The organism is Pseudomonas sp. USHLN015 (genome assembly GCF_037153275.1).
Lineage (GTDB): Bacteria > Pseudomonadota > Gammaproteobacteria > Pseudomonadales > Pseudomonadaceae > Metapseudomonas > Metapseudomonas tohonis.
Genome location: NZ_JBBCKP010000008.1, coordinates 82,105 through 108,077, shown reverse-complemented (window position 1 = coordinate 108,077; position 25,973 = coordinate 82,105). Strand labels below are relative to the sequence as shown.

21 protein-coding genes are annotated in these 25,973 nt (G+C 64.9%); 7 read left to right on the top strand and 14 right to left on the bottom strand.

Going from position 1 to position 25,973, the window contains the following annotated elements; genetic code table 11:
- Positions 1–33: 33 nt before the first annotated feature.
- Positions 34–1,320: a sigma-54-dependent transcriptional regulator gene (locus tag WFQ67_RS17330; protein ID WP_173178116.1), complete on the bottom strand. Its 1,287-nt coding sequence runs from the start codon at positions 1,318–1,320 to the stop codon at positions 34–36.
- A 316-nt stretch (positions 1,321–1,636) separates the two neighbouring features.
- Here WFQ67_RS17330 and WFQ67_RS17325 point away from each other — a divergent pair, with 316 nt between their 5' ends.
- The 5 genes from WFQ67_RS17325 to WFQ67_RS17305 all read left to right on the top strand — a co-directional run bounded on the left by WFQ67_RS17325 (position 1,637) and on the right by WFQ67_RS17305 (position 9,184).
- Positions 1,637–3,514: a di-heme-cytochrome C peroxidase gene (locus WFQ67_RS17325; RefSeq protein ID WP_213630211.1), complete on the top strand. Its 1,878-nt coding sequence runs from the start codon at positions 1,637–1,639 to the stop codon at positions 3,512–3,514.
- Positions 3,515–3,583: 69 nt separating this feature from the next.
- Positions 3,584–4,747: a catalase family protein gene (locus WFQ67_RS17320; RefSeq protein ID WP_337057670.1), complete on the top strand. Its 1,164-nt coding sequence runs from the start codon at positions 3,584–3,586 to the stop codon at positions 4,745–4,747.
- Between the two features lie 208 nt (positions 4,748–4,955).
- The gene (locus WFQ67_RS17315) at positions 4,956–7,355 is read left to right on the top strand and encodes an SIR2 family protein (RefSeq protein ID WP_337057669.1); all 2,400 of its coding nucleotides are present in this window, start codon (positions 4,956–4,958) and stop codon (positions 7,353–7,355) included.
- A gap of 324 nt (positions 7,356–7,679) precedes the next feature.
- Positions 7,680–8,189 carry a BRO-N domain-containing protein gene (locus WFQ67_RS17310; protein WP_337057668.1) on the top strand — a complete coding sequence of 170 codons (510 nt, stop codon included), beginning with the start codon at positions 7,680–7,682 and terminating at the stop codon, positions 8,187–8,189.
- 368 nt (positions 8,190–8,557) lie between these two features.
- Positions 8,558–9,184 carry a hypothetical protein gene (locus WFQ67_RS17305; protein ID WP_337057667.1) on the top strand — a complete coding sequence of 209 codons (627 nt, stop codon included), beginning with the start codon at positions 8,558–8,560 and terminating at the stop codon, positions 9,182–9,184.
- 278 nt (positions 9,185–9,462) lie between these two features.
- Here the strand turns inward: WFQ67_RS17305 and WFQ67_RS17300 are convergent, their stop codons facing one another.
- The 10 genes from WFQ67_RS17300 to WFQ67_RS17255 form a co-directional block, all read right to left on the bottom strand.
- Positions 9,463–9,840, bottom strand: coding sequence for a cupin domain-containing protein (locus WFQ67_RS17300; protein ID WP_337057666.1), 378 nt, complete (start codon positions 9,838–9,840; stop codon positions 9,463–9,465).
- Between the two features lie 75 nt (positions 9,841–9,915).
- Entirely contained in the window at positions 9,916–10,725 is an 810-nt protein-coding gene (locus WFQ67_RS17295; RefSeq protein ID WP_213630202.1) for an AraC family transcriptional regulator, read from the bottom strand.
- Entirely contained in the window at positions 10,722–11,147 is a 426-nt protein-coding gene (locus WFQ67_RS17290) for a DUF1801 domain-containing protein (RefSeq protein WP_337057665.1), read from the bottom strand. The genes WFQ67_RS17295 and WFQ67_RS17290 overlap by 4 nt, the downstream gene beginning before the upstream one ends.
- Before the next feature lie 59 nt (positions 11,148–11,206).
- The gene (locus tag WFQ67_RS17285; RefSeq protein WP_263154287.1) at positions 11,207–11,800 is read right to left on the bottom strand and encodes a GNAT family N-acetyltransferase; all 594 of its coding nucleotides are present in this window, start codon (positions 11,798–11,800) and stop codon (positions 11,207–11,209) included.
- Positions 11,801–12,174: 374 nt separating this feature from the next.
- A complete protein-coding gene (locus WFQ67_RS17280; protein ID WP_337057664.1) occupies positions 12,175–13,215 on the bottom strand; it encodes a hypothetical protein in 1,041 nt (346 codons plus the stop codon).
- Between the two features lie 107 nt (positions 13,216–13,322).
- The gene (locus tag WFQ67_RS17275) at positions 13,323–14,099 is read right to left on the bottom strand and encodes an APH(3') family aminoglycoside O-phosphotransferase (protein ID WP_213630194.1); all 777 of its coding nucleotides are present in this window, start codon (positions 14,097–14,099) and stop codon (positions 13,323–13,325) included.
- 145 nt (positions 14,100–14,244) lie between these two features.
- Positions 14,245–15,765 (bottom strand): MFS transporter, encoded by a 1,521-nt coding sequence (locus tag WFQ67_RS17270; protein WP_337057663.1) that lies wholly within the window; start codon positions 15,763–15,765, stop codon positions 14,245–14,247.
- Entirely contained in the window at positions 15,762–17,186 is a 1,425-nt protein-coding gene (locus WFQ67_RS17265) for an efflux transporter outer membrane subunit (protein ID WP_213630190.1), read from the bottom strand. Before WFQ67_RS17265 ends, WFQ67_RS17270 begins: the two co-directional genes overlap by 4 nt.
- Positions 17,187–17,191: 5 nt before the next feature.
- The gene (locus WFQ67_RS17260; RefSeq protein WP_337057662.1) at positions 17,192–20,323 is read right to left on the bottom strand and encodes an efflux RND transporter permease subunit; all 3,132 of its coding nucleotides are present in this window, start codon (positions 20,321–20,323) and stop codon (positions 17,192–17,194) included.
- Positions 20,324–20,350: 27 nt separating this feature from the next.
- Complete coding sequence (locus tag WFQ67_RS17255; RefSeq protein WP_337057661.1) at positions 20,351–21,499, bottom strand: MexC family multidrug efflux RND transporter periplasmic adaptor subunit; 1,149 nt, start codon at positions 21,497–21,499, stop codon at positions 20,351–20,353.
- A gap of 169 nt (positions 21,500–21,668) precedes the next feature.
- Here WFQ67_RS17255 and WFQ67_RS17250 point away from each other — a divergent pair, with 169 nt between their 5' ends.
- Complete coding sequence (locus WFQ67_RS17250) at positions 21,669–22,232, top strand: TetR/AcrR family transcriptional regulator (protein ID WP_213630184.1); 564 nt, start codon at positions 21,669–21,671, stop codon at positions 22,230–22,232.
- A gap of 224 nt (positions 22,233–22,456) precedes the next feature.
- Here the strand turns inward: WFQ67_RS17250 and WFQ67_RS17245 are convergent, their stop codons facing one another.
- Together WFQ67_RS17245 and WFQ67_RS17240 are read right to left on the bottom strand one after the other, a co-directional pair.
- Complete coding sequence (locus tag WFQ67_RS17245) at positions 22,457–23,587, bottom strand: M14 family metallopeptidase (protein WP_337057660.1); 1,131 nt, start codon at positions 23,585–23,587, stop codon at positions 22,457–22,459.
- A 99-nt stretch (positions 23,588–23,686) separates the two neighbouring features.
- Positions 23,687–24,340: a YceH family protein gene (locus tag WFQ67_RS17240; protein ID WP_173178100.1), complete on the bottom strand. Its 654-nt coding sequence runs from the start codon at positions 24,338–24,340 to the stop codon at positions 23,687–23,689.
- Between the two features lie 378 nt (positions 24,341–24,718).
- Here WFQ67_RS17240 and WFQ67_RS17235 point away from each other — a divergent pair, with 378 nt between their 5' ends.
- The gene (locus tag WFQ67_RS17235; protein WP_337057659.1) at positions 24,719–25,282 is read left to right on the top strand and encodes a hypothetical protein; all 564 of its coding nucleotides are present in this window, start codon (positions 24,719–24,721) and stop codon (positions 25,280–25,282) included.
- Positions 25,283–25,412: 130 nt separating this feature from the next.
- Here WFQ67_RS17235 and WFQ67_RS17230 read toward each other — a convergent pair whose 3' ends face one another.
- On the bottom strand, positions 25,413–25,901 hold the full coding sequence (locus tag WFQ67_RS17230) for an Lrp/AsnC family transcriptional regulator (RefSeq protein ID WP_442969604.1): 489 nt from the start codon (positions 25,899–25,901) through the stop codon (positions 25,413–25,415).
- Positions 25,902–25,973: the final 72 nt, after the last annotated feature.

The window sequence follows — 25,973 nt, the reverse complement described above, 5'->3', positions numbered from 1 at the left end:
ACACCCTACGTCAACACTCCGGAGTCTGGCTGCCTAAAGAAGCTGGTGCTTGTGCAGCAGCCGGTAGAAGGTCGGCCGCGAGATGCCCAGCACCCGTGCCGCCAGGCTGAGGTTGTTGCCGTAGCGCGCCAGCGCGTCGCACAGCGCCTGGTACTCCGCGCGGCGCTTGTAGTCGTCCAGGGTGCCGATCAGCACGCTGTCCATCGGCACGCTGTGCAGCCCCAGGTCCGCCGCCTCGATCTGCTCCCCCTCCGCCAGCGCATAGCCGCGCCGCACCCGGCTGGCCAGCTCGCGCACGTTGCCCGGCCAGTGGTGGCGCACCAGCGCGGTCAGCGCCTCCTCGCTGAACTGCCGCGGCTTGTGCCCGGACTCCAGGCTGTAGAGATCGGCGAAGTAGTTGGCCAGCAGCGCGATATCGCCCTGGCGGCGGCGCAGCGGCGTCAGGCGCACCTGGTGCGGCGCCAGCAGCTGGTAGAGCTCCGGGAGGAAGCGCCCCTGCTCGGCCATCAGCTCGATGTCGCGGTCCGAGGCCACCAGCAGGCGCACGTCCAGGCTGCGTGCCGGGCCCTGGGGCTGCGGCAGCTTGCGGGTACGCAGGCAGTGCATCAGGGTGCGCTGCACCTCCAGCGGCAGCTCGCTCACCGCGTCGAGGAACAGGCTGCCGCCGCTCGCCGCCTGCAGGCGCCCCGCCGGGCCGAACAGCGCGGCGCTGCAGCCGGCCTCGTCCAGCACCCCGCAGTTGAAGGCCACGAAGGGCCCGCCCACGCGGCGTGAATAGCGATGCAGCGTGCGCGCCACCAGTTCCTTGCCGGTGCCGCTCTCGCCGAGGATCAGCACCGGCCGGTCCAGCGGCCCGAACTTAGCCAGTTGCTTGCGCAGGTCACGCAGCGGCCGGCTCTGCCCCAGCAGCTCGTGGTCGGCACCCTGGCGGCTGCCGAGGCCACGCAGCCGAGCGATGCCGAAGGCCCGGCCGAGCAGCCCTTGCAGGCGCGCGGAATCCACCGGGACTTCCACCGTGTCGAAGAACCATTCGCCGGCGAAATCCTCCACCCGCTCCTGGGGCGCGATGTCCCGCCCCAGCAGGCCGATCCACTCGGTGCCGCTGCTGCTGATGAGCGTCTTGATGCGTTCGGGGTTGTCCAGGTGCTCATGCCGCAAGCACAACAGGCCGACGTCATAACCGCCCGCCTGCGCCTGCTGCGACTCGCGGCTCTCCACCGTCCAGCCGCTGGCCTGAAGGCGCGGCAGCAGCTGTCGGCACTCCTCACAAGGGTCGATCATCAGCACGCGGCGAGCAGTCGGGGTGATGGTGTCCAACATGTCCCATCCTTGGCGCCAATTTTTTGATTAATGCAATAAAAACAATGGTTTGGCGCTTCTAACTGTAACGCTAGCAATATCTTTGACGGGCTATGGAACCATTTCTTATAGGCATCATCGCGAAGGGTTCTTAAAACGCCGAAGCGATCGGGCGCAGGCCCTGCGCAGTGAAAAAGCCCGGAGAATCGGCCTCTCGAAAACATGACGCAGCCGACAAAACGCCCCGTGCCCAAGACATTGGTAATAGCACCTTGCCAATAGCCGTATTGATTGGCATAACGTAGGCTTTTCCCCACTAGTTACAAGGATGTATCTGATGCGAATCCTGCGTCGCACGCTGGTGCTTCTGCTCGTTCTGATCCTCCTGGGCCTGGCCGTCGTCCTTTATTACGTCGCCAACCCCAACCTGCCGACCTACAAAGCCCCCGAGCAGCTGCACTACCTCAATCAGTGGGACGAACAGGCTCGCCAGACCTACTACTACACGCCCCAGGGCACCACGGTTAAGGGCCTGCGCTACGACTGGTTCACCGCGCTCGAACTGCCCTTCTCCAGCGACAGGTTCGCCCGCCCGGAATACCTCGCCCGCTTCGGCTTCCTCGTCGACCCGCTGCAGAAGGCCACCGAGATCAACCCCGGCAACCTGCCCGTCGGCTTCGCCCGCCATGAAGACGACGACACCGGCCAGCAGTACCTCGACATCACCTGCTCCGCCTGCCACACCGGCGAGCTGCACTACAAGGGCCAGGCCGTGCGCATCGACGGCGGCGCCGCCCTGCACTCCCTCGCCTCCACCGTGCCCACCCTCAGGGGCGGCGGCTTCGGCCAGGCGCTGGGCATGAGCATGGCCTTCACCTACTACAACCCCTTCAAGTTCAACCGCTTCGCCAAGACCGTGCTCGGCAGCGAATACCCCAAGGGCAAGGACGAACTGCGCAGCGACTTCAAGGACGTGCTCGACCGCCTGCTCGGCACTGCCTGGAACGACACCCACCGCGGCCTCTACCCCACCGAGGAAGGCTTCGGCCGCACCGACGCCTTCGGCCGCATCGCCAACAGCGTGTTCGGCGACGCCATCGACCCCGCCAACTACCGCATCGCCAACGCCCCGGTGAGCTACCCGCAGCTGTGGGACATCTGGAAATTCGACTGGGTGCAGTGGAACGGCTCCGCCATGCAGCCCATGGCCCGCAACATCGGCGAATCCCTGGGCGTCGGCGCCAGCCTCACCCTGCACCAGGAGAACGGCCAGCCGGTGCCGCTGGACCAGCGCTACGCCTCCAGCGTGCGCGTGCGTGACCTGCACACCCTGGAAGAAACCCTCAAGACCCTGAAGCCGCCGACCTGGCCGGAAGAGGTCTTCGGCAAGATCGACCTGCCCCGCGCCAGCCAGGGCCGCGCCCTGTTCGCCGAGAACTGCGCCTACTGCCACGCCCCCAACCCGCAACCGGTGGACAAGCGCCTGGCGCCCGACCGCGACCCGGAGTGGAAGATGCGCATGATCGCCACCGACAAGATCGGCACCGACCCCACCACCGCCGACAACATCGCCGACCACCGCTTCGACATCACCAAGCTCGGCTGGACCAAGGAGCAGCTCTCCAAGCTCGACGTCGTCCTGTTCAGCAAGCCGCCGCTGCAGGACCTCGACTTCAGCAAGATCTCCAGCGCCAAGGGCCTGGCCTACCTCACCGCTTACGTCGAAGACCGCGCCTACGAGCAGGCCGGCATCAGCGGTGAAGAACGCAAGCAGATGGACGGCTACGGCCTGAAGATCGGCGTGCGCGAACTGCGCGCCTACAAGGCGCGCCCGCTGGACGGCATCTGGGCCACCCCGCCCTTCCTGCACAACGGCTCGGTGCCCACCCTCTTCCAGCTGCTCTCCCCCGTGCCCGAGCGCGCCAAGGAGTTCTACGTCGGCAACTTCGAGTACGACCCGCAATTCGCCGGCTTCAAGCACGACAAATTCCCCGGCGGGTTCCTGTTCAAGACCTCCGTCACCGGCAACAGCAACCAGGGCCACGAGTTCCGCGACGGCTGCCGCCAGAACGGCGTCATCGGCCGCGCCCTCTCGCCGGACGAACGCCTCGCGCTGATCGAATACCTCAAGGTCATGGGCAACCAGAGCCTGGAAGAAAAGCTCAGCCCGGTAGCGCCCAAGCCCTGGACGCCCGGCCCCGCCTGCGAAGGCTGATAGACCGCTGTCACACCCCTCCCCGCCACGGGGAGGGCCTGGGAACGAACAACAAGGACTCCAGCTCCCATGCTCAAGCGCTTCTGGCTCTGGCTCGGCCGCCTCCTCGGCAAGCTCACCCTCACCCTCCTCGTCGTCGGCCTGCTGGGCTGGGGCATCGGCTCGCTCTACTACAGCTGGAAATTCTCCGGCCCCGTCTCCGCCGACGAACAGATCCCCCCGACCGAGGCCAGCGACGCCAAGGCCATCATGGAATCGGCCGTGCGCGTGGTCGAACAGCACCGCGACAACACCCGCGTGATGCGTGACGCCCACGCCAAGGCCCATGGCTGCGTGAAGGCCGAAGTCACGGTCGCGAAGGACCTGGCCAGCGACCTGCGCGCCGGCGTGCTCGCCGAACCGGGCAAGACCTGGCAAGCCTGGATGCGCCTCTCCAACGGCAACGCCTACCCGCAGTTCGACAGCGCCCGCGACGCACGCGGCATGGCCATCAAACTGCTCGACGTGCCCGGCCAGAAACTGCTCAACGCCCTGGACCACGCCAACGAACAGGACTTCGTGATGTTCAACCACGACGTCTTCTTCATCCGCGACGTGGCCGAATACCGCAGCAACTTCGAAGCCCAGGCCAACGGCCAGAAGGTCGGCGCCTTCTTCCCCAGCCTCGACCCGCGCACCTGGGAGATCCGCCACATGCTGATCGCCCTGCAGACCCTCGCCCCGGCCCCGGACAGCCCGACCGACACCGTCTACAGCTCCGTCTCCCCGTACAAGCTCGGCCAGGCCAACATCAAGTACCGCGTCATCCCCGACCCGCAATCCTGCCCCGAGTACAAACTGCCCAAGCAGAACACCGACCTGCCCAACTTCCTGCGCAACGCCCTGTACCAGCGCCTCTCCCTGGACCGCGTACCGGCCTGCTTCGCCCTCCAGGTGCAGGTGCAGAACCCGCAGTACTACATGCCCATCGAAGACACCAGCGTAGCCTGGAGCGAGAAGATCTCCCCCTTCCAGACCGTCGCCACCATCAAGGTGCCCGCGCAGGACTTCGATAGCCGCGAGCAGAACGAATTCTGCGACAACCTCTCCTTCAACCCCTGGCACGCCCTCCCCGAACACCGCCCCATTGGCGGCATCAACCGCCTGCGCAAGGTGGTGTACGAAACGGTGAGCGTGTACCGGCATGAACGGAATGGTGTGGCGCAGCCGCAGGCTGAGGTGAAAGGACAGTAAAGGTGATCCTTAGCCGAGTATGGCTAATAGATAATCAGTCATTGGGGGTATCAACTCCCCCAATGAATTTAAAATCTCAAGATAGCCAACTACGTCTCCCAGGCTCGAATCTTCTACACATGTCGAAGACATTGCCACGCGATAGAGTGCGGAGACTAGGTCATATTCCAAAGATCCATCCCACAACTGGGCGCCTTAAGGAAGAGCCATGAAATATCGCCAACTAGAAGACAAAGAAACAGAAGACTTCCTCCTAAATCTAATTTCATCCGGCCGAAACATCCCCTTCATTGGCACTGGTTTCACCAGGGGCGAGAAAGCAAAAACAAAGAAAGTCCCAGATGGCAGAGAGTGGATGAAAATAATGCAAGCGCAAATTAGCGCAAGCAAAGCCGAGATGAAACCCTCTGCAGAAAGACTCAAAACCTATAACTTCCAAGACCTATCTGATATATATTTTGGCGACGAAATCGTTCCACTAAACACAATAAAAATCACATTAGACGAACATTTTTCCGGTGTAAAAATATCAACACCCTCAAAAATAACATTTCTTTCACTACCCTGGCCGTATATCTACACACTAAATATTGACGACGGCATCGAAAACACAATAAATGGCGTCAAGGTAATTCCCTACGAACCGTTCTCTCGAGGCTCAGAGAGAAAGTACGTATACAAACTACACGGTGATGTTTTTACAGCACTTAAAGCCTCAAATCGCGACGACCTCAAGTTAATATTCGGAAAGGGAGACTACATCAAGAGCCTTACGAAAAACCGACCACTTATTGATGAGTTAAAAAACGACATTGCCGAGAACAACATACTTTTCATAGGCTGCAGCCTGACCGATGAACTTGATATCCTGCACGCTCTCGCGGGCCAAGAGTTCACATCAAAGCAAAGCGAATCAAAACGTGTATATATAACCTCAAGTGAGCCCCAAGACTACGACACAATAAAACGACTCCGAGATTATAAAATCACAGATGTAATAATCTGTGATTATGATTTGTTTTATTTAAAATACGCAGAACTGAGCCACCGCAACACCCCGACAGACTCACTGATCGAGTCATTTTCTTTTACACCTACTCACAAAGCGCTATTTAGCGAAATTCACTTTCTCAATTATTTCCTGCAAATCAACTGGAAAGGTGGAGATAGCAGCCACCTATCAATTCCTAGGACAACGGACGGCAGCATAATCAAGTCCGCCACCAACAACCCGATAACTGCAATAACTGGCGCAAGGTTTTCCGGAAAGACATCCTCACTTTACAAGGCGCTCCGGAATCTCTCATCTAAGAAGCCTTACTTCATAACATCCGAATCAGCAGTAACTGATGAAACGCTCAACAACATCTTAAATCTGAAAAACAGCCTCATCGCAATCGACACAGAAGCTCTGAACTTCACTCAACTCCGCAAGATATTCGCATCAAGCGAGAGAATAACAGCCGCAAAATCAACAATAATAATTGCACTAAATAAGCACGAGCTAGTAACAGCTGAAAAGCTAGATGAAGCGTCCATAATACAACTTAAAAGCAGATTCGAAAGTGAAGAGCGAAGCAGAGTCAATAAAATTCTCGACTCCGTAGGGACATCACGCCTCGGATCACAAGGAACAATTCTCGACAACATCTACACAGTTGCAAATAGCGCTGTAATAACAAGACTACTTGGCAACCAAACAACCCTAAAACACAGAATTGATGAACGAGTCAGATTTTTAGGTAAAGCTCAAATTAGCAAGCCTGAATTCGGACTGATATATATCTTAGCAGCCAAGCAAAAAGTCCTTTCAGTTACTTATCGCGCCATACTAGAGCGCAACGGCTACACATCTACATCGGAGGACTTTATAAACACCTTTGAGAAGCACTGGTCTCCCTTTATCGAAAAAACAGAAACAGACAAAAACACATTTAAAGCAACCCACTCTAGCTTCTCTCTCACCAGCAATTCACAGGCATGGGTTCTATATGCGCTGCAATCAATATCAGCAGCGATAGGGACAAAAAAATCAGCAGAACTTATAGTCGAAACTGTTGCCGCAACAAAAGAAAACCCCAATTATTATGAACTCATTATGTTTGACGTATTAAATTCACTGTTTTCCACAACTACATCGGGCGCCAACCCAAACAGAGCCCTCATTGGCGAAACCTACAAAAAACTAGCAGAAATTTTATCTAGCGAGCCAAATTACTGGCTTCAAAGAGCAAAAAGTATTTACCACGACCACGAAGCCAACGACATATCAACCGTACTTGCAGCAATTGAGCACGCCAACAAAGCCATCACCGAAACAGAGAAAACAGTAACAGTCAACGCAAAATTGACCCGAGCCAATCTATACGGACTACTCTGCAAACTAGACAATTACAACAACACCGAATACTACATAAAAGCTATAGACGCATACCATGAAGCCATTGAAGACTACAGCGCCAACGCCAAATATATTGACGAGCTAATCGCAAAAAACAAAGCAGGAAGAGGCTATCTAAACAAAATAATCAACAACACTCCAAACTCTGATACCGAGATACTTCGTATAAGAGAGAAAATTTCACACCTAAGAAATATTATCTCTTAATTGATAGCCAACCTTACACCCCCCTTGCCCTCCCCGCCGCACCTCCCTATCCTTCGCCGGTCGCGGTAAATCCCGCGACCGGGTTTGACAGCCCGTTCCGATAGGCGCGATTGCGCCGCAAGGTGCATGCGAGAAACGGCGAACGTTTTTTGCAGGCACGTGCTCGCATGCAGGTTTAACTGCACTGCTTTATGGCAGATCGCGTGGGGAGACCCTCGGGTCTGCCGGGTCCTATCGCCGGTCTGTCAACCCTGCGCGGTCTGCCACCCTTCGTTTGACAGCGGATGGCGGCAGCTCCTGAACCGACTGATAGGAGCTACACCCATGCACGAAGCACACACCCCTCTGTTCTTCCACCGCAACAGCTACCCCCTGCGCGCCGTGATGATCGACAACCAGCCCTGGTTCGTCGCCGTGGATTTCGCGCGGATGATCGGTGCGCTGCGCCCCTACCGCCTGCCCCAGCGCATGGACCCGTACCAGAAGCGCTGGGTGCTGCTGGAATACGGCACCGGGCTGCGCGAGGAGCTGGAGGTGATCAGCGATGCCGGTGCCTACAAGGCGCTATACCGGTTCAACCACCCGGAGCACCGCAACATCGGCCGCTGGCTCAGCGAGGCGGTGTTGCCCACGCTGTACGACCACCACCGCGACGAAGGGGCCACGCCGAAGCGGGCCTTCATGAGCTGGGCGAACCAGCAGGTGCATGTGCTCAAGTGGCAGGGCGAGATCTGGCTCGCCCGGGGTGACCTGCCGGTGTTCCTCGCCGTGCACGACGAGCCGGCGCTGCGCGAGTTGCCGAGCTGGAAGCGCATGCCGCTCGAGGAGTTCTAGCCGCCGGCGTGAACAAGGAACGGGCCCTGCGGGGCCCGTTTTCGTGCGGCGTAGGTTGGGCTGAGGGACGAAGCCCAACGTGGCGGGGGGCGTGGTTGCACCCTGCCCCCGGCTATCGCGGATGAATTCGCTCCCACGGAGGCGCGATGCCGGGCATCGCCGGGCGACTGAAGTCGCCCCTACACCCTGTTCGCGATCGCGTGCGCAGCCTGGGTTTCAGCCTCACCGGAGGCATCGAGCGGAGGTGCGCGCGGCACACCCTACAGCACCTGGCCATCCTGTCGGGATCAAGTGAACTACCCTCGTGATGACAAGCACCGCTGCATGCGGCACACGATGGTCGGATCGGCACAGCCAAGGACGACGGAATGGAATCCAGCACAAGCAATTGGCAGAAACTCGACTACATCAGCAAGGCCATCGCCGCAGTATTCATCCCCATCACTTTGGCCATCCTTGCCAACGTAGTTGCCACCGCGAACAAGCAGCGGGACGCGGAGGTGAAGTTCGTGGAGCTGGCCGTCGCCATCCTGACCGAGGACCCACGCGACAACACAAACCCGGAGGCGGACCAGAAGATAAGAGGCTGGGCCGTGAAGATACTCGACAAGTATTCGGGAGTGCCCATGTCGGAGGATGAAGCGAAGGCGGCGATCACCACCATCGCTCTTCCGGCCATTTCCTCCAGCGCGGCCGCTACACCCTCTGCAGCCAGCCCGGCGGATACATGGGGCGTGATCCTGGGCGGAGACACCTCCCTGGATAACGCGCAGAGAACCGTCGGGACAATCAAAGAGCGCATAAAGATGGATGCGCAGATATTTCGCCGGGCCGGTTCGTTCCGCAGCGTGAAGATCTACGTCAACAACGACGAGGCCAAGCAGGCGCTGAGCCAGGCCAAGACGCTCAACCCCACGGCCTATCTGGTCAACATGGCGAAGTGGTGCCCTTCGAGCACGCAACTGGATGGCTATTTCGAGTGCCTGCTCCCCTGAAGCACGGTCTCGTAGGTTGGGCTGAGGGACGAAGCCCAACGTGGCGGGGTTGAGCTTCAGCGCTGGGGTTGGCTTCGATCGCGAATGAATTCGCTCCCACAGGATTGCCGGGCTGTGAGCTGCGGCGATGCGGTGCATCGCTGGGCGACTGAAGTCGCCCCTACATCAGATCCCGCCACAGGCTTGTAGCCCGGGCTTCAGCCTGGGGATGCCGGCGACTCCGGTCCCGTGCTGAAGCACGGCTACGGGGTGTGGTTCGTGTTCGCGGGGTGGCGCGATCAGATCCAGACGTCGTTCTGCGCGGTGCGGTCGCCGCCCTCCTCGCCGGTGTTGAGCACGCCACGGGGCTCGATGAGCATCATCTTCACTTCACGTTCGGCATAGGGTTTGTGCTCGACGCCCTTGGGCACCACGTAGAGCTCGCCGGGGCCGAGCAGGACGGCGCCGTCGCGCAGATCGATGCGCAGCTGGCCTTCGAGCACCAGGAAGGCTTCGTCGGTGTCGGCGTGGGCATGCCAGATGAAGTCGCCTTCGATGCGCACGACCTTGAACTGGTAGTCGTTCATCTCGGCGACGACCTTGGGGTTCCACTGCTCGCTGAACAGCGAGGTCTTCTGCAGCAGGTTGATGCTCTGGTATTCGGGCTGAAGGGCCATGGTGCGGCTCCGGGTTGGGAATGAGCCGCCAGACTAGCGAGCCCCGCCGCGCCGCTCTTGTACGATCCTGCAGCTTCAGCGGGCGTGCATGCGCAGCCAGCGCGACGGCGGCAGGCCGTAGCACTGGGTGAAGTGGCGGGTCATGTGGCTCTGGTCGAAGAAGCCGGCGGCCAGGGCGGCGTCGGCGAGGCTGAAGCCGTCGAGCAGCATGCGCCGGCAACGGTCGAGGCGGCGCAGGGTCAGGTAGCGGTAGGGGCTGGTGCCGTAGAGCGCGCGAAAATCGCGGGACAGGCTCCAGCGTTCGCGGCCGCTGGCGCGCTCCAGTTCCTCCAGGCTGAGGTTGCTGCCGAGGTGGCTGTGGATGTAGTCCCGCGCACGCTCGGCCGAGGCGAAGTCGAGGGCGCGGCGCCCTCGCCGCTTGCCGCCCACGGCCTGCAGCGCCTGGGCCAGGTCGAAGATGGCGTCCTGCTCCTCCAGCGCCTGCAGCGGGTGGTCGATGGCCTGCATGAAGGTTTCGGTCGCCCGGCGCAGGCGTGGGTCGTCGGAGAGGCCGCCGGGCACGAAGGGCAGCGGCTTGCCGCCGAGCACCTGCTGGATCAGCACCGGCTCGACGTAGACCATCCGGTAGTGGAAGCCGGCCTCGGTGCCGGCCATGCCGTCGTGGAGTTCGTCGGGGTGCAGCACCAGGGTGCCGCCGGGCAGGCTGTGGCGCAGGCTCTTCTGGTAGCTGAAGCTCTGCACCCCGGAAAGGGTGCGGCCGATGGCGTAGGTGTCGTGGCGGTGCGGGTCGTAGCCGTGGCCACCGAAATAGGCCTCGATGCGCTCGATCCGCGCCGGGTGGTCGCTGCGCCGCACCCAGTCCCGCGTGCCGGGCAGCTCGGTCATCCGGCGCGCTTCCGGGGCTTGGCCGGGCGCTCGGTATTGAGCGCCACGGCGGCGAGGAACAGCGCCTGCAATGCGGCCTCGTCGATGCGCTCGCCCGGGTGGATGTCGATGGCGCGGCGCGTGTTGCCTTCCAGGCTCGCGTTGAACAGCCCGGCCGGGTCGGCCAGCGCGGCGCCCTTGGCGAAGGTGAGCTTCACCGCGCTCTTGTAGGTCTCCCCGGTGCAGACGATGCCGGCGTGGGACCACACGGGCACGCCGCGCCACTTCCACTCCTCGACCACCTCCGGATCGGCGGCGCGGATCAGCTCGCGCACCCTGGCCAGGGTTTCGCCGCGCCAGTCGGCGAGCTCGGCGATGCGGGCGTCGATCAGGCGGGACGCGTCGAGGGCGCCCTCTTCCACCTTGCTGCTGTCCTTGCTCATCGGGTTGTCTCCATGCGTCGAGGGTTGGTGCCAGGGTGGAGAGTGAAGACCAGCCGGCGTCAGCGCGCCATACGGTGCAGCAGGCGCGCCCTCACCTCGGGCCACTCGGGGTCGATGATGCTGAAGCGCACGGAATTGCGCTTGCGCCCGTCGGGCATGATCCGTTCGTGGCGGACGATGCCCTCCTGTTGGGCGCCGAGGCGCAGGATGGCGGCGCGGGACTTCTCGTTCAGCTCATCGGTGGTGAACTGCACGCGCACCATGTCCATCACCTCGAAGGCGTGGCTGAGCAGGAGGAACTTGGCCTCGGTGTTGGCGCCGGAGCGCTGGGCCGACTCGCTCAGCCAGGTGTGGCCGATCTCCAGCTTTCGGTTGAGGCGGTCGAGCTTCCAGAAGCGGGTGCTGCCGATGACCCGGCCATCCTCGCGGCGGACGATCACGAAAGGCATCACCGTGCCCTGCTCGCGGCCCTGCAACGCGGTGGCGATGTAGGCGTCCACCGTTTCCCGCCCCGGCACCACGGTGAACTTCAGGTTCCACAGCTCGCCATCGGCGGCTGCGTCCAGCAGCGCCTGGCGGTGTTCCACCTGGAGGGGAATGAGTTCGACGAGCTGGCCGCTGAGGGTCGGCTGCCGGGCGGCCTGGCTGGACATCGGGGGGACTTCCTGGGCGTTGGGACGGCAAGCGTAACGCAGCGCCCTTGCGGGCCGGAATAGCGGGCGCGGAAGTTACCACCCGTATTCGAGCCGTGACCGAAGCTGATCCTCAATCCCTATGAGGACATCGTGCTGGTGGCGTGCGAGGTCGACAGCGTAAAGGCCCAGCAGGCGGTGTTTTCCGAAGGGACGGCCATTCCCATGCGGAGGTCTGCACCTTCACCCTGGTCCGGCAGGATGCCTGCCGCCGGGCGTAGGGTGGGCCGCGCTTCATCGGTCCACCATTCGGGCTCGCCGGTCACACCCCGGGTGGATGGAAGGAGCGCCATCCACCCTGCGCAGCGCTGCGATCGCGCCCCCGCTGGGCAGCTTCACCGGGTCAATGACAGCGGCACGCCCCAGATCGGGTCTTCCTTGCCCTGGTGGCGCAGCGGGGTGAGTTGCAGGGGCTGGATGCGGGACAGCATCTGCTGGTGCGCATCGCTCAGGTAGCGCGGGGAGATGACGGAGGTGGCGAAGTCCATGGGCGCCGGCCAGGTGTAGACGGTCAGGTTTTGCAGCGGGCACTCGATCTTCTGCGCATCGGTCGCCCGGCACTTCGATTTCTGGAAGGCATAGCTGGGGCTCTTCAGGTGCATGCGCGGGGCCAGCACCAGTTGCCCGCCCTGGACGGTGAAGCTGGCGAGCGCCTTGTCCGCCGGCAGGCGCGCCTGGACCTTGATCGAGGGTACGTCCCGGGAGTCGGTCTGCTGGTAGTAGCCGGCCCCCGCGCCCTGGGTGGTCTGGCTGTACTGCTGCTCGCCCCAGGCCACGCAGGCGCCGCTGGCCACATGCACGGCGGTGCAGACTTGCTGGGTCTTGATTTCGCTGCCGTAGGTGGCGTCCTTCCACACCTCTTCGCGGTAGTACTCGCGGTACAGCTCGGTGGAGAGGTACGCGGTGCCATTGGGGCCTTTGCCCGAGCCGACGGGGCCGCTGCGGGCGCCGACCTCGTCGAGCACGCCGCGGATCTGGTAGTCGTCGCCACCGGTGAGCAGGTACTTGCCGGGCGGCAGGATGTGCACCTCGAAGGCCGTGAACAGGTTGTTGGGCTTGGGGTCGCGCTGCAGCTGGTTGGTCTTGAAGCGGCGCCCAAAGGTGATGTTCGGGTCGTTTTCGTTCTGCCAGATCACCGTGGGCGTCCATTGGGTCATGGTCAGCGCATCGTTCAGCGTCTTGTGCGGCATCACGTCGGCCACCAGCACCACGGCCATGTTCGCCTTCAGCGCGGCGTCGATCTTGTCCAGCATTGGCCCGTTGCTCGGGTCGTCCATGCCGTAGCCGCTGGTGTAGGGCTCGGGCACGCAACCGGCGAGGGAGAAGGCGAGCAGCAAGGCGGAAGACAGGGCAAGAAGCGGGCGCGGCAGTCTCATGCATCGATCCTTGATAGAGGGACCGGCGATTGTCACCGCCCCGACGCGCCAGCGAAATAGTGCGGATGGGCTAGGCCGGCACGCTCGGCGAGCGTGCCGGGCGCTGCTCAGAACATCTCGTCCAGCTGCTCGAAGAACAGGCGCCTGGCCGGCTGGTCCGGAATGCCCATGCGGGCGATGAAGCGGTCGGCGGTTGCCGGCGACAGCTCCTCGGCGATGTTGCGGTGGGCGAAGGCGATGTCCAGCCAGCGATCCGCCAGGCCGCCGCGCCCCAGGTCGATGAAGTGCAGGCGTTCACGGGCGTCGATGAACAGGTTGGCGTCGCACAGGTCGCCATGGGAGAAGACCCGGTCCTCGGTCGGCACGCTGGCGTGCAGGTGGGCGATCAGCGCCTGCGGGGTCGGCAGCTCGGGCCAGGTGTCCGGGTCCCAGTCATCGGCGATCAGCCCCTGGTCGACCAGGTACTCCAGCTCGTGCAGGCGCACGGCGGCCGAGGAATCGAACGGGCAGCCGTCGACCGGCACCGCCTGCAGCAGGCGCAGGGCCTCGGCGAAGGCCTGGTACACGGAGGGCTCGTCTTCCATCAGCTCGGCGAGCGGCCTGCCGGGCACCGCGCGGGTGATCATGAATTCATGCCCGTCGCCGGCGGCGCAGGCCACCACCTCGGGCACCTGGAGCTTGCCGTCTAGCCACTGCAGGACGCTGGCCTCGCGCATCACGCTGTAGGTGGTGGGCGCGTAGATGGCGGCGCTCGCCTTGAGGAAGAAGCGATCGTTGCCACGCTCGAACGCGTGGACTTCGCATGGGGACTCACCGACGCAATCCCGCGTCAGGGGGGCGCCGTCGATGAAGCGCGCGATGCTCCGGGGCAGTACGAATGGCATGGAACCCGCCTGTCGTGGATGGAAAGCGCGCAACGATAGCGCAGCCGGCGGCTTCGGGATGAGTGGAAATTGTGACAGGCCTTGAATGCGGAACCCCGGCACGGGGCCGGGGTTCAAGAGGCGGCGCGAGGCGCCGGCGCAGCCTTCAGTGCCCTGCCGCTGCGGGCTCGCGCCCCTCCCTGCCCAGCGACAGGAACACCACCAGCGCCAGGCCGGCGAGCAGCACCGCAGCGGACAGCAGCACCGTACCGTGGGCCGCGGCGAAGGCTTCGCGCCCGGCGTGGGCCAGTGTCGCGGCCAGGCCGGCGTCGAGGTGCCCGGCGGTGACCAGGGTGTCCGCGAGCGAGCGCACCGCCTGGTCCCCCAGGGCCTCGGGCAAGCCGCCCGGCAGCTGGATGGCGGCACCGTAGACGCTGGAGAGCAGAACGCCGAAGGCGGTGATGCCCAGCCCCGTGCCCATCTCGTAGCCGGTGGCCTCCAGCGCGCCGGCGGCCCCTGCCTTGCTGGCCGGCGCGGCGCCCATGATGGCGATGGACGATGCGGTGAGGCCGGTGCTCAGGGCAAGGCCCAGCAACACCAGCAGGCCAGCCACCCACACGCCGTCGTTCAGGTTGCTCAACCCCAGGCCCGCCAATGCCGTGGCCGAGCACAGCAGCGTGGTGGTCGCCACCCGGCGCAGGCCGACCAGGGCGACGAGGTAGCCGGCCAGCGGCCCGCCGACGCCGGCGGCGATCATCAGCGGCAGCAGGAACAGGCCCGCTTGCAGCGGCGTGCGGCCGAGTACCAGCTGCAGCTCCTGGGCGATGGTCAATTCGGTGCCGGCCAGGGCGCCGGAGACCACCAGCGCCATGATCAGGCCGGAGCGGATGGCCGGCCGCGCGAACAGGCCGAGGTCGAGCATCGGCTCGGCACTGGTGAGCTGGCGGCGCACGAAGTCGGCCAGCAGCGCGAGGCCCAGCAGCAAGGTGGCGCCGCTGGCCCAGGACGGGCCGCCGGGCGTGAGGCCGGACTTGAGCGCATGCACGGTAGCGATGATGCCGGCGATCAGCAGCAGCGCCTGGCCGATCTTCCAGCCGCCAACGGCGCTGCCTTCGTCACGGGGCACCAGAACATGGGCCAGGGGCCAGATGAGCACCATCAACGGCAGGTTGATGAGAAACACCGAGCCCCACCAGTAGTGCTCCAGCAGCGCGCCGCCCACCAGCGGGCCGAGGGCCGCACCGGCGGAGGCGACGGTGCCCCACAGGCCCAGGGCGATGCCCCGCTCCCTGGGCGATTCGAAGGCGCGACGGATGATCGCCAGGGTGCAGGGCAGCACCATGGCACCGCCCACCGCCATGCCGGCGCGGGCGGCGATCAGGGCCACGGCCGTGGGTGCGTAGGCGGCCGCACAGGACATGGCGACGAACATCAGCAGGCCGGCGAGCAGCATGAAGCGGCTGCCGATGCGGTCCGCCAGGGTGCCCATGGGCACCAGCAGGCCGGCCATGATCAGCGGGTAGATGTCGATGATCCACAGCACCTGCTCGCCGCTGGCCCCGAGGGACAGGGTCAGCGACGGCACGGCGATGTGCAGCACCGTCATGTCGATGACGATGGGCAGGTAGGCCAGGACCACCACCAGCAGGACCAGCCAGCGGTTGCCCGGTGGGTGGCCCGCTCTCATCGGCTCTCCACGGCGGCGTCGGCACCGCTCCAGCCGCCACCCAGGACGCGGAACAGGTCGACCAGGGCGAGCTGCCGCTGGGTGCTGGTCTCGATCAGCGTCGAGTCGTTGAGGAAGGCGCTGCGCTGGGCGTCGAGGTAGCGCAGGTGGCTGTCGACGCCGCCTTCGTAGCGGGCCTTGGCCAGCTTCAGGGTCTCGTTGCTGGTGTTGGCCAGGGCGCGGCGGGCCGCTTCCTCGCGACGCAGGGTGTCGGTGGCGGCCAGGGCGTCGGCCACTTCGCGGAACGCGGTCTGGATGCTGCCTTCGTAGGCGGCCACGGCGGCGTCCTTGCGCACTTCGGCCAGGTCCAGGTTGGCGGCGTTGCGGCCCGCGTCGAAGATCGGCAGCGTCAGGGTCGGCATGAAGCTCCAGGAGCGCGAGCCGCCATCGAACAGGCCGGACACCTCGGCGCTGGAACTGCCGAAGCTGCCGGTGAGGCTGATGCGCGGGAAGAACGCCGCACGCGCCGCCCCGATATCGGCATTGCGCGACTTCAGCCGGTGCTCGGCGGCGAGGATGTCCGGGCGCCGCTCCAGCAGCGCCGAGGGGGCGCCGGGGGCGATGTCCTGGATCAGCAGCGGCTCGTCACGGGGCGTCTCGGGCAGCGACTTGGCGGCATCCGGGGTGCCGACCAGCAGCACCAGGGCGTTGAGCGCCTGCTGCTTCTGGCGCTGGTTGGCTTCCAGCTCGGCACGGGACTGTTCCACCAGCCCGAGGGCTTCCTGGTGGTCCAGCGCGGTGGCGGCACCGGCGGCGCGGCGCTGGGCGGTGAGGTCGAGGGAGTCCTCGCGGCTGGCCAGGGTCTGCCGGGTCAGGGCCAGGCGGCGCTGGGCACCGTCGTAGGTCAGGTAGGCCTGGGTGACTTCGGCGACCAGGGCGATGCGCGCGCTGCGGCCCGCCTCCTCGGTGGCCAGGTACTGCTCCAGGGCCGAGTCGGTGAGGCTCTTCACCCGACCGAACAGGTCCAGCTCGTACTCGGGCAGGGACAGGCCCGCCTGGTAGCTGCTGGTGACGGTGGAGGCACCGGTGCCGGAGAGGTCCCCCGGCACCCGCTGGCGGCTGCCCGAGGCGCTGGCGGAAAGCCCCGGCACACGATCGGCGCGCTGGATGCGGTATTGCGCGCGGGCCTGCTCGATGTCCAGCAGGGTCTGGCGCAGCGAGCGGTTGTTGGCCAGCGCCTCCCCCACCAGCCGGCGCAGGTCGGCGTCGACGATGAAGGTGCGCCAGTCCAGCTCGCTGGCGGCCTGGCCCTGCCTGGCGGCGGGGCCGGTCCATTGCACGGCCACCGGCGCTTCGGGGCGTTCGTAGGTGGGGGCCATGGAGCAGCCGCCCAGGGTCAATGCGATCAGGAGCGCCGATGCGCTGAAGGCGTTTCTGTGCATGGCGATCACTCCAGGACCTTGGTGGTTTCTTGGCTGGCCGCCGGGCGGCTGCGCAGCAGGGACAGCACCCAGACGAAGCAGATGGGCACGAAGATGACGCCCAGCAGCGTGGCGCTGAGCATGCCGCCGATGACGCCGGTGCCCAGGGCGCGCTGGCTGGCCGCACCGGCGCCGGTGGCGAGGGTCAGCGGCACCACGCCGAGGATGAAGGCCATGGAGGTCATGATGATCGGGCGGAAGCGCAGGCGCGCGGCCTCGATGGCGGCCTCGCGCAGGCTGTGGCCCTGCTCTCGTAGCTCCTTGGCGAACTCGACGATGAGGATCGCGTTCTTCGCCGCCAGGCCGATGATGGTGATCAGGCCGACCTTGAAGTACACGTCGTTGGGCATGCCGACCGAGGTCACCGCGAGCACCGCGCCGAGGGCGCCGATGGGCACGATGAGCATCACCGACAGCGGGATCGCCCAGCTCTCGTAGAGCGCCACCAGCAGCAGGAATACGACCAGGATGGCCAGGGCGAACAGCTGCACCGCCTGGCCGCTGGCGACCTTCTCCTGGTACGACAGGCCCGTCCACTCGTAGCCGATGCCTGCGGGCAGCTGGCCCACCAGGTGTTCGAGCTCGGCCATGGCCTCGCCGGTGCTGACGCCGGGCGCGGCGTCGCCGGAGATGCGGATGGTCGGGTAGCCGTTGTAGCGCACCAGTTGCACCGGGCCTTCTTCCCAGCGGGTGGTGACGAAGGCGGAGAGCGGCACCTGCTCGCCCCTGGCGTTGCTGACGTAGAGCTTGAGCACGCTTTCCGGGGTCATCCGCTCGCCCTGCTCGGCCTGTACCACCACGCGTTGCTGGCGACCGGCGTTGGAGAAGTCGTTGATCACCGAGGAGCCGAACGCCGTGGACAGCGCGCTGCCGATGGTCTCGAAGCTGACGCCCAGGGTGCGGGCCTTCTCGCGGTCGATCTCCAGGCGCAGCTGCGGCGCCTCGGCCAGGCCTTCCATCATCGCGTAGAGGAACTTCGGGTTGCCGTTGACCTGGCCCAGCAGCTGGTCACGGGCTGCCAGCAGCGCTTCGCGGCCGAGGCCGCCACGGTCCTGCAGGCGCAGGGCGAAGCCGCCGGAGTTGCCCAGGCCGTCGATGGGCGGCGGGGTCACTGCCATGATCGCGCCGTCGCTGACGCCGGCGAGGTTCTGGTTGGCCAGCATCGCTTCGACCTCGGCCGATTGCTCGTCGCTGCGCTCGGACCAGTCCTTCAGGGTGGGGAACGCCAGCGCGGCGTTCTCGCCCATGCCGGAGAAGCTGAAGCCCATGACCAGGAAGGTGTTGGCCACGGCCTCGCGGGAGCCCAGGTACTGCTCCAGCTGCTGGCCGGTGACATCGGTGCGCGCACGGGTGGCGCCCGGCGGCAGTTGCACGTCGACGATCATGTAGCCCTGGTCTTCGACCGGGACGAAGGATTCCGGCAGGCGCAGGTAGAAGTAGCCGAGCAGCGCCACCAGGCCGGCGTACACCAGCATGAAGCGCCCGGCGCGCTTGACCAGGCCGTCGTTGAGGCGGGTGTAGCCCTGGGTGAGGCCGGTGAAGCCGCGGTTGAAGGCGCCGAAGAAGCCGCGCTTCTCGTGGTGCCCCTTGGGGATCGGCCTGAGCAGCGTGGCGCACAGGGCCGGGGTGAAGGTCAGGGCGAGGAAGCCGGAGAACAGGATCGACACCGCCAGCGACAGGGAGAACTGCTGGTAGATGACGCCCACGGAGCCGGCCATGAAGGCCAGCGGCAGGAACACCGCCGAGAGCACCAGGGTGATGCCGACGATGGCGCCGGACACCTGGCCCATCGCCTTGACCGTGGCGGCGCGCGGCGACAGGCCCTCCTCGGCCATGATCCGCTCGACGTTCTCGACCACGACTATGGCGTCGTCCACCAGGATGCCGATGGCCAGCACCATGCCGAACATGGTCATCATGTTCACCGAGAAGCCCAGCAGGTACATGACGCTCAGCGTGCCCGCCAGGCACACCGGCACCACGATGGCGGGGATCAGGGTGTAACGCACGTTCTGCAGGAACAGGAACATCACCAGGAACACCAGCACCATGGCTTCGAGCAGGGTGTGGATGACCTTCTCGATGGCCACGTCGACGAAGCGCGAGGTGTCGTAGGGCACCGAGTATTCGACGTCGTCGGGGAAGTTCACCGACAGCTCGGCCAGGCGCTGCTTGATCGCCCCGGCGGTCTGGATGGCGTTGGCGCCCGGGGACAGCTGGATGGCACCGGCCACCGAGGGCTTGCCGTTGAGGCGCGAGGAGAAGTTGTAGCTCTCGCTGCCCACTTCCAGGCGGGCCACGTCCGCCAGCTTCACCGAGGAACCATCGGGGTTGGCGCGCAGCACGATGCGGCCGAACTCCTGCGGGTCGTCCAGGGTGCCCTTCACCGCGAGGGTGGCGGTCAGCTCCTGCTGGGTGCTGCCCGGCGAGCTGCCGAAGGCACCGGCCGGCACCTGCACGTTCTGCCCACGGATGGCGGCGCCCACGTCGTCGATGGACAGGCCGTAGCCCACCAGCTTCTGCGGGTCGATCCAGACGCGCATCGCCGCTTCCGAGGAGAAGAACTGCAGCTTGCCGACGCCGGCCACCCGGCGCAGCTCGTTGTTGATGTTGCGCGCGGCGTAGTCGCCCAGGAACGTGGTGTCGCTGCGCTGGGCACCTTCCTTGTAGTTGAGGGCGTAGATGAGCAGGAAGCCGGCGCTGGTCTGCTCGACCTCCACCCCCTGGGTGAGTACGGCCTGGGGCAGGCGCGACTCGGCCTTCTTCAGGCGGTTCTGCACGTCCACCTGGGCCAGCTCCGGGTTGACGCCGGGCTGGAAGGTGACCACCACCTCGCCAGTGCCGTTGGAGTTGCTGGTGGACTCGAAATACAGCAGGCCCTTGGCGCCGTTGAGCTCCTCCTCGATCACGCTGGTGACCGAGTCCACCAGCACCTGCGCCGAGGCGCCCGGGTAGGTGGCGGTGATGGTGATCTGCGGCGGCGCGACGTCGGGGTACTGGGCCACCGGCAGCATCGGGATGACCAGCAGGCCGGCCAGGGAGATGAACAGCGCCACCACCCAGGCGAAGTTGGGGCGCTTGATGAAGAACAGAGACATGGACGTTTCCTCGCGGCGATACCGGCCTTACTGGCGGGCTGCCTGTTGCTCCTGGGTGGGACGCGCTTCGACCTTGGCGCCCGGCTGCAGGCCGGTGAGGCCGCCGACGATCACGCGGTCGCCGCTGGCCAGGCCCTGGCTGATCTGCCAGCGCGCGCCCTGCATGGCACCGGTGTGCACGGGACGGGCCTCGACGCGCTCGTCAGCGCCGATCACCAGTACCAGGGCGCTGCCATCGGCCGCACGCTGCACGGCACGCTGGGGCACCAGGATGGCGTTGGCATCGCTGCCCTGGGGCGCGCTCACCCGGACGTACATGCCGGGCAGCAGCACGCCGTCGGGGTTGGCGAACTTGCCACGCAGGGACACCTGGCCGGTGCCCGGGTCCACCGAGACGTCGGTGAACAGCAACTCGCCCTGGCGTGCGTAGTCGGTGCCGTCGACGTGGATGCGCAGCGCCTGGCTGTCGTCGGCGGAGAGCGTGCCGCCCTTGAGCGCTTCACGCAGGCGCAGGGCGTCGGCCACCGGCTGGGTGAAGTCGGCGTAGATGGGGTCGAGCTGCTGGATGCGCGCCATGAGCGTGGTCTCGCCCTGCCCCACCAGAGCGCCTTCGGTGACCAGCGCGCGGCCGATGCGACCGGAGATGGGCGCCTTGACCGAGGCGTAGCCCAGGTTCAGGCGCGCGGTCTCCAGGTCCGCCTGGGCCGTACGCACCGCCGCCTTGGCGCTGCGCAGGTCGGCGGTGGCGGTGTCAAAGTCCTGCTGGCTGACCGCCTCGATCCTGGCCAGGGGCTCGTAGCGCTTGACCCGCGCCTGGGCCTCGAAGAGGGTCGCCTCGGCCCGCGCCAGCTCGCCCTCGGCGCGGGAAACCGCCGCCTTGAGCGGTGCCGGGTCGATCTGGAACAGCAGGTCGCCGGCCTTGACGTCCGCACCCTCCTCGAAGCGCTTGTGCACCACGATGCCCGCCACCCGGGCACGCACCTCGGCCACACGCATGGGCTCGATGCGCCCCGGCAGCTCGCTGGTCAGGACCAGCGGCTCGGCCACCACCGCCACGACGTCCACCGGCCTGGCCACCTCGGCAACCGCCTCCGGCTCGCCCGATGCCCCGCAACCGGCCAGCACCATGGCTGCAACCCATACCGAGACGATTCCTACTGCACGCAATCTGCCCATGTTTCACCCGGACCCTAGACTGGAAAGGCGCGAATGATCTTTCATTGATCTAAATGAGTCAACATTGTCTCATTTGAATCTTTTGTTATTAATCATGTCTTTCACCGTTGAAGACTGAGGGTTTTTCTGCACAATGCGCCCAATCCGAAATTCAAGACGGGACCCTTCCATGTCGCTGACAGCCCAAGACGAACGACTCATCAAGGCGCTGGCCGTCGCCTTCGTCGAGCGTCCGCGCGCCACGCTGAAGGAGCTGGCGGAAGCGGCCGGCGTGAGCAAGGCCACGCTGCACCGCTTCTGCGGCACCCGGGACAACCTGGTGGAGATGCTCATCACCCACGGCGAGACGGTGATCGGCCAGATACTCTCCGCCGGCGACCTGCAGCACGCCGAGCCGCTGGACGCGCTGCGCAGGCTGATCGGCGAACACCTGATGCACCGCGAGCTGCTGGTGTTCCTGATGTTCCAGTACAACCCCGACACCCTCGATCCGAAGGCCGAGGACGACCGCTGGCAGAGCTACTGCGTCGCCCTGGACAAGTTCTTCCTGCGCGGCCAGCAGGAGGGGGTGTTCCGCATCGACATCAGCGCGGCGGTGCTCTCGGAGCTGTTCCTCTCGCTGATCTTCGGCATCGTCGACGCCGAACGCCGCGGCCGCATGGCCCGATCCGGCTCGGCGGCGATCCTCGAGCAGATCTTCCTCCACGGTGCGGCGGCGCCCGCCCGCGCCTGACGGCGAGAGTGGTCGCAGGTTGCTCCAGCTCTAATGGATCCCCGCGTTCGCGAGGATGACGGGTTTGCCTGGCCGCCCACGCCCTCACCGTCACCCCCGCGAACGCGGGGGCCCACTGAAGAGCGAGCCGCCCCAGCAGCACTCGCGATCGGAGGGCCGCACAACGAAAAACGCCGCCTCCCCGGCAACGGGGAGGCGGCGTTTTAGCAGGGGCGCGGCGGCTGTCAGCGCAGCGTGTCGACCATCGCGGCGGCGACGCTGAGCACGTCCTGGCCGAGCTTCATGGAGCGCTTGCCGTCCCAGCCCGTTTCCGGGTTGGGGTTGTCGTCGTGGTCCTTGAACGGCATCTCGATGGTGAACGACAGGCAGTCGAACTCCATGCCGACGGCGTTGCAGGCCAGGGTGGTGTTGGCCTTGCCGGGCTCGTCCTTCGCATAGCCGTAGCGGGTCTGGAAGTCGGCGCCCATCTCCACCAGGCGACGGCGGAATTCCTCTTCGAGGCGTTCCAGACGCGGGGTGTAGCCCGGGTTGCCTTCGCAGCCGGCGGTGAACACGTGGGGGATCTCCTCGTCGCCGTGGATGTCGAGGAACAGGTCCACGCCGACCTTGCGCATCTGCTGCTGGACGAAGAACACCTCGGGGCTCTCGGCCTCGCTGGCCGATTGCCAGGCGCGGTTGAGGTCCTTGCCGGCGGCGTTGGTACGCAGGTGGCCACGGAAGGCGCCATCGGGGTTCATGTTCGGCACCAGGTAGAGGTCGGCCTTGGCCAGCAGCGCGTTCAGCTCGGCGTCGTCCTTGTTCTTCAGGCGCTCGATCACGCCCTCCATGTACCACTCGGCCATGTGCTCGCCGGGGTGTTGCTGGGCGATGATCCAGATCTTGCGCTGGGCCGCCGGGTTGCGGCTGACCCGCAGCAGCTGGATGTCGCGGCCCTCGATGCTCTTGCCGGTGGCGAACAGCTCGGCGCCGGCGTTGGCCAGGGCGTCGGCGATCAGGCGGTCGTGGCGTTCGCGGCTGTAGGGCTCGAAGTAGGCGAACCAGATCTGCCCCTCGCGCGGTTGCAGGCCGAAGTGCAGGCCTTTCTCGTCGAAGTGGCTGGGTACGCGGAACCAGTTGACGTGGTCATAGGACGCGGCGGCGTTGTAGCCGGTCCAGGCGTGGGCGTAGGCCGACTGGCCGGCGTTCACCAGGCTGAAGTCGTGGCGTTGGCCGGGGGTCATGCCCTCGACCTTGAAATGGAACCACTGGAAGTGGTGGCTCTTGAGGTCCGGGCGCATCGCCAGCAACAGGTGCTGCGGATTGCTGGCGTCCTTCACCTCGATATTGCCGCTATCGAAGTCCGAGCTGATTTTCATGGCTACCTCAGGCGTGGGTATCAGGGTTGCGCGAAAGGATGGCAGGTCGCCCGGGACGGCGAAACGCGCCAGGCGACAAAGAGTTGCGCAGAAGGGTAATCAGCGGGCTTCGAGGCGCGCCAGGCGCTCTTCGAGTTCGGCGACACGGGCCTCCAGCTGCTCGATGCGCGAGTCGCTGGCGGCACGGCTCTCGCTGCGCTCCGGGGCACTCTGCCGCGCGGCCAGCAGCTCTTCGAGGTCGGCCTTCTCGCCCAGCAGGTGCATGTAGCGATCCTCGCGCTGGCCCGACTGGCGCGGGATCAGGGTGACGAGGCCACGCGCGGCGAGGCGTTCGAGGTTGTGCTGCACCTGCTCGACGTCGTCGAACTCATGCATGCGGCCGCTGCGGGTCAGCAGCTCGTTGAGGGTCTGCGGGCCGCGCAGCAGCAACAGGCCGAGCAGGATCAACTGGCCGTGCACCAGCTCCAGGGTCTTCTCCGCGCGCTGCTCCCAGCGGTCGGCCCGGCTGCCCATCACCAGGCGCGCGAGCCCGCGCCCCTCGAGCACCCGCATGCCCTGCCCCACCTGGCCTGCAGTCAGGTTCATCACCGGCTCGCGGCTGGTCTTCTGGTTGCTGGCCAGGACCAGCGCGTTGAGGGTCAGCGGGTAGGACTCCGGCGTGGTGGCCTGCTTCTCGATCAGGCTGCCGAGCAGGCGGACCTCGACGGCGGAAAGGGGCTCGTTGCTGAAGGGGGTTTCGATCTCGCTGGACATGTCGCCATCCGATGGTGGGAAAGGGCCATAGCCTAGCGTGACTCCCCGCTCCTTTGCACCGCGTTGCGCCCCTGGACTCAGCTGTTCGCTTCCCTGAACAGCCCAACCGGCGCGACGCCCGGAAAGTGCCGTGATCAACCAAATCAATCGAATTAATAGATTGTTATCATTTGGCGAAAAAGTCTTTTACGTAAGGTTTCAACGGCCTTAAAACACCCCATTTCATGGCGTAAACCATTGATTTAAAAGCATGCCAATTCAACTATCGACGGGATCGATGTAGACCATTACCGATATCCACTTCTTTATCGATTTTTCATCCGTAACATTGGCCCCGTGTTCACTTTCAACCCCACTTGAAATCACGAGGCACCCAAAATGAAAAAGCAAATCCTTGCCAGCCTGTTCATCGCTTCCCTGTCCGCTACCGCGTTCGCCCTGCCCCAAGGCGCCGCGCAGACCCAGCAGACCGTCGCCAGTGGCGCCGAACGCACCATCAATCGCCTGGCTGAAGATGGCTCCGAGCGCACCCCGGGCTTCCGCGTTGCCGAAGACGGTTCCGACCGCACTCCCGGCTTCCGTGTCGCCGAAGACGGCTCCGACCGCACTCCCGGCTTCCGTGTCGCCGAAGACGGTTCCGACCGCACTCCCGGCTTCCGCGTTGCCGAAGACGGTTCCGACCGCACTCCCGGCTTCCGCGTTGCCGAAGACGGCTCCGACCGCACCCCGGGCTTCCGCGTTGCCGAAGACGGTTCCGACCGCACTCCCGGCTTCCGTGTCGCCGAAGACGGCTCCGACCGCACTCCCGGCTTCCGCGTTGCCGAAGATGGTTCCGACCGCACTCCCGGCTTCCGAGTTGCCGAAGACGGCTCCGACCGCACCCCGGGCTTCCGTGTCGCCGAAGACGGCTCCGACCGCACCCCGGGCTTCCGCTTCTCCTGACAGGCCGCTGCACAGGTTGCAATCCGACCCAGGAATCCCGTGCGAGGTCTGAGCGATGTACCCAGCCCGTAAATGCTGAAGGCGCCCTTGAGGCGCCTTCAGTGCTTCTACCCTTCCGCTTTTCCAGCCGTCACTCCGACGCCGTAGCCGGTGGCTGCAGAGGGCGCAGCGGAATCGGCGCCGACATCACGATGGACGTCCGCGTCTCGCCGAAGTGGTTGATGCTGCCGACGAAGCGTTCCAGGTGGCGGATGTTGCGCGTCACCACCCGCAGGATGAACGAGTCCTGCCCCGTCACATGCAGGCATTCCAGCACCTCCGGCATCTGTTGCAGCAGCGCCACCAGGCGCGCCTTGTCCGGCTGGGGCGTGGTCATGCCGATCAACGCCATCACCTCGTAGCCGGCATGCTCGGCGGACACGCAGGCGCGATAGCCCTCGATCACCCCGGACTCTTCGAGGCGCTTGAGGCGCTCCGATGTCGCCGGCAGCGAAAGCGCCACCCGGCTGGCCAGTTCGGTGAGCGAAATACGCCCTTCGTCCTGAATGGCCTGGAGGATTTTCCAGGATTTGGCATCGAGCTCCATTTTTAAGGCCCCTATCGACATACACCTAATCAATTCAGGCAAAGCCAGATAATTACCATAGTTACTGCATTCAAAGATCGGCTGCAGCTCCGCAGAATAATGCCA

Coding starts and splice junctions, on each gene's coding strand:
- WFQ67_RS17330 (WP_173178116.1), bottom strand. CDS start 1,320: ATGTTGGACACCATCACCCCGACTGCTCGCCGCGTGCTGATGATCGAC.
- WFQ67_RS17325 (WP_213630211.1), top strand. CDS start 1,637: ATGCGAATCCTGCGTCGCACGCTGGTGCTTCTGCTCGTTCTGATCCTC.
- WFQ67_RS17320 (WP_337057670.1), top strand. CDS start 3,584: ATGCTCAAGCGCTTCTGGCTCTGGCTCGGCCGCCTCCTCGGCAAGCTC.
- WFQ67_RS17315 (WP_337057669.1), top strand. CDS start 4,956: ATGAAATATCGCCAACTAGAAGACAAAGAAACAGAAGACTTCCTCCTA.
- WFQ67_RS17310 (WP_337057668.1), top strand. CDS start 7,680: ATGCACGAAGCACACACCCCTCTGTTCTTCCACCGCAACAGCTACCCC.
- WFQ67_RS17305 (WP_337057667.1), top strand. CDS start 8,558: ATGGAATCCAGCACAAGCAATTGGCAGAAACTCGACTACATCAGCAAG.
- WFQ67_RS17300 (WP_337057666.1), bottom strand. CDS start 9,840: ATGGCCCTTCAGCCCGAATACCAGAGCATCAACCTGCTGCAGAAGACC.
- WFQ67_RS17295 (WP_213630202.1), bottom strand. CDS start 10,725: ATGACCGAGCTGCCCGGCACGCGGGACTGGGTGCGGCGCAGCGACCAC.
- WFQ67_RS17290 (WP_337057665.1), bottom strand. CDS start 11,147: ATGAGCAAGGACAGCAGCAAGGTGGAAGAGGGCGCCCTCGACGCGTCC.
- WFQ67_RS17285 (WP_263154287.1), bottom strand. CDS start 11,800: ATGTCCAGCCAGGCCGCCCGGCAGCCGACCCTCAGCGGCCAGCTCGTC.
- WFQ67_RS17280 (WP_337057664.1), bottom strand. CDS start 13,215: ATGAGACTGCCGCGCCCGCTTCTTGCCCTGTCTTCCGCCTTGCTGCTC.
- WFQ67_RS17275 (WP_213630194.1), bottom strand. CDS start 14,099: ATGCCATTCGTACTGCCCCGGAGCATCGCGCGCTTCATCGACGGCGCC.
- WFQ67_RS17270 (WP_337057663.1), bottom strand. CDS start 15,765: ATGAGAGCGGGCCACCCACCGGGCAACCGCTGGCTGGTCCTGCTGGTG.
- WFQ67_RS17265 (WP_213630190.1), bottom strand. CDS start 17,186: ATGCACAGAAACGCCTTCAGCGCATCGGCGCTCCTGATCGCATTGACC.
- WFQ67_RS17260 (WP_337057662.1), bottom strand. CDS start 20,323: ATGTCTCTGTTCTTCATCAAGCGCCCCAACTTCGCCTGGGTGGTGGCG.
- WFQ67_RS17255 (WP_337057661.1), bottom strand. CDS start 21,499: ATGGGCAGATTGCGTGCAGTAGGAATCGTCTCGGTATGGGTTGCAGCC.
- WFQ67_RS17250 (WP_213630184.1), top strand. CDS start 21,669: ATGTCGCTGACAGCCCAAGACGAACGACTCATCAAGGCGCTGGCCGTC.
- WFQ67_RS17245 (WP_337057660.1), bottom strand. CDS start 23,587: ATGAAAATCAGCTCGGACTTCGATAGCGGCAATATCGAGGTGAAGGAC.
- WFQ67_RS17240 (WP_173178100.1), bottom strand. CDS start 24,340: ATGTCCAGCGAGATCGAAACCCCCTTCAGCAACGAGCCCCTTTCCGCC.
- WFQ67_RS17235 (WP_337057659.1), top strand. CDS start 24,719: ATGAAAAAGCAAATCCTTGCCAGCCTGTTCATCGCTTCCCTGTCCGCT.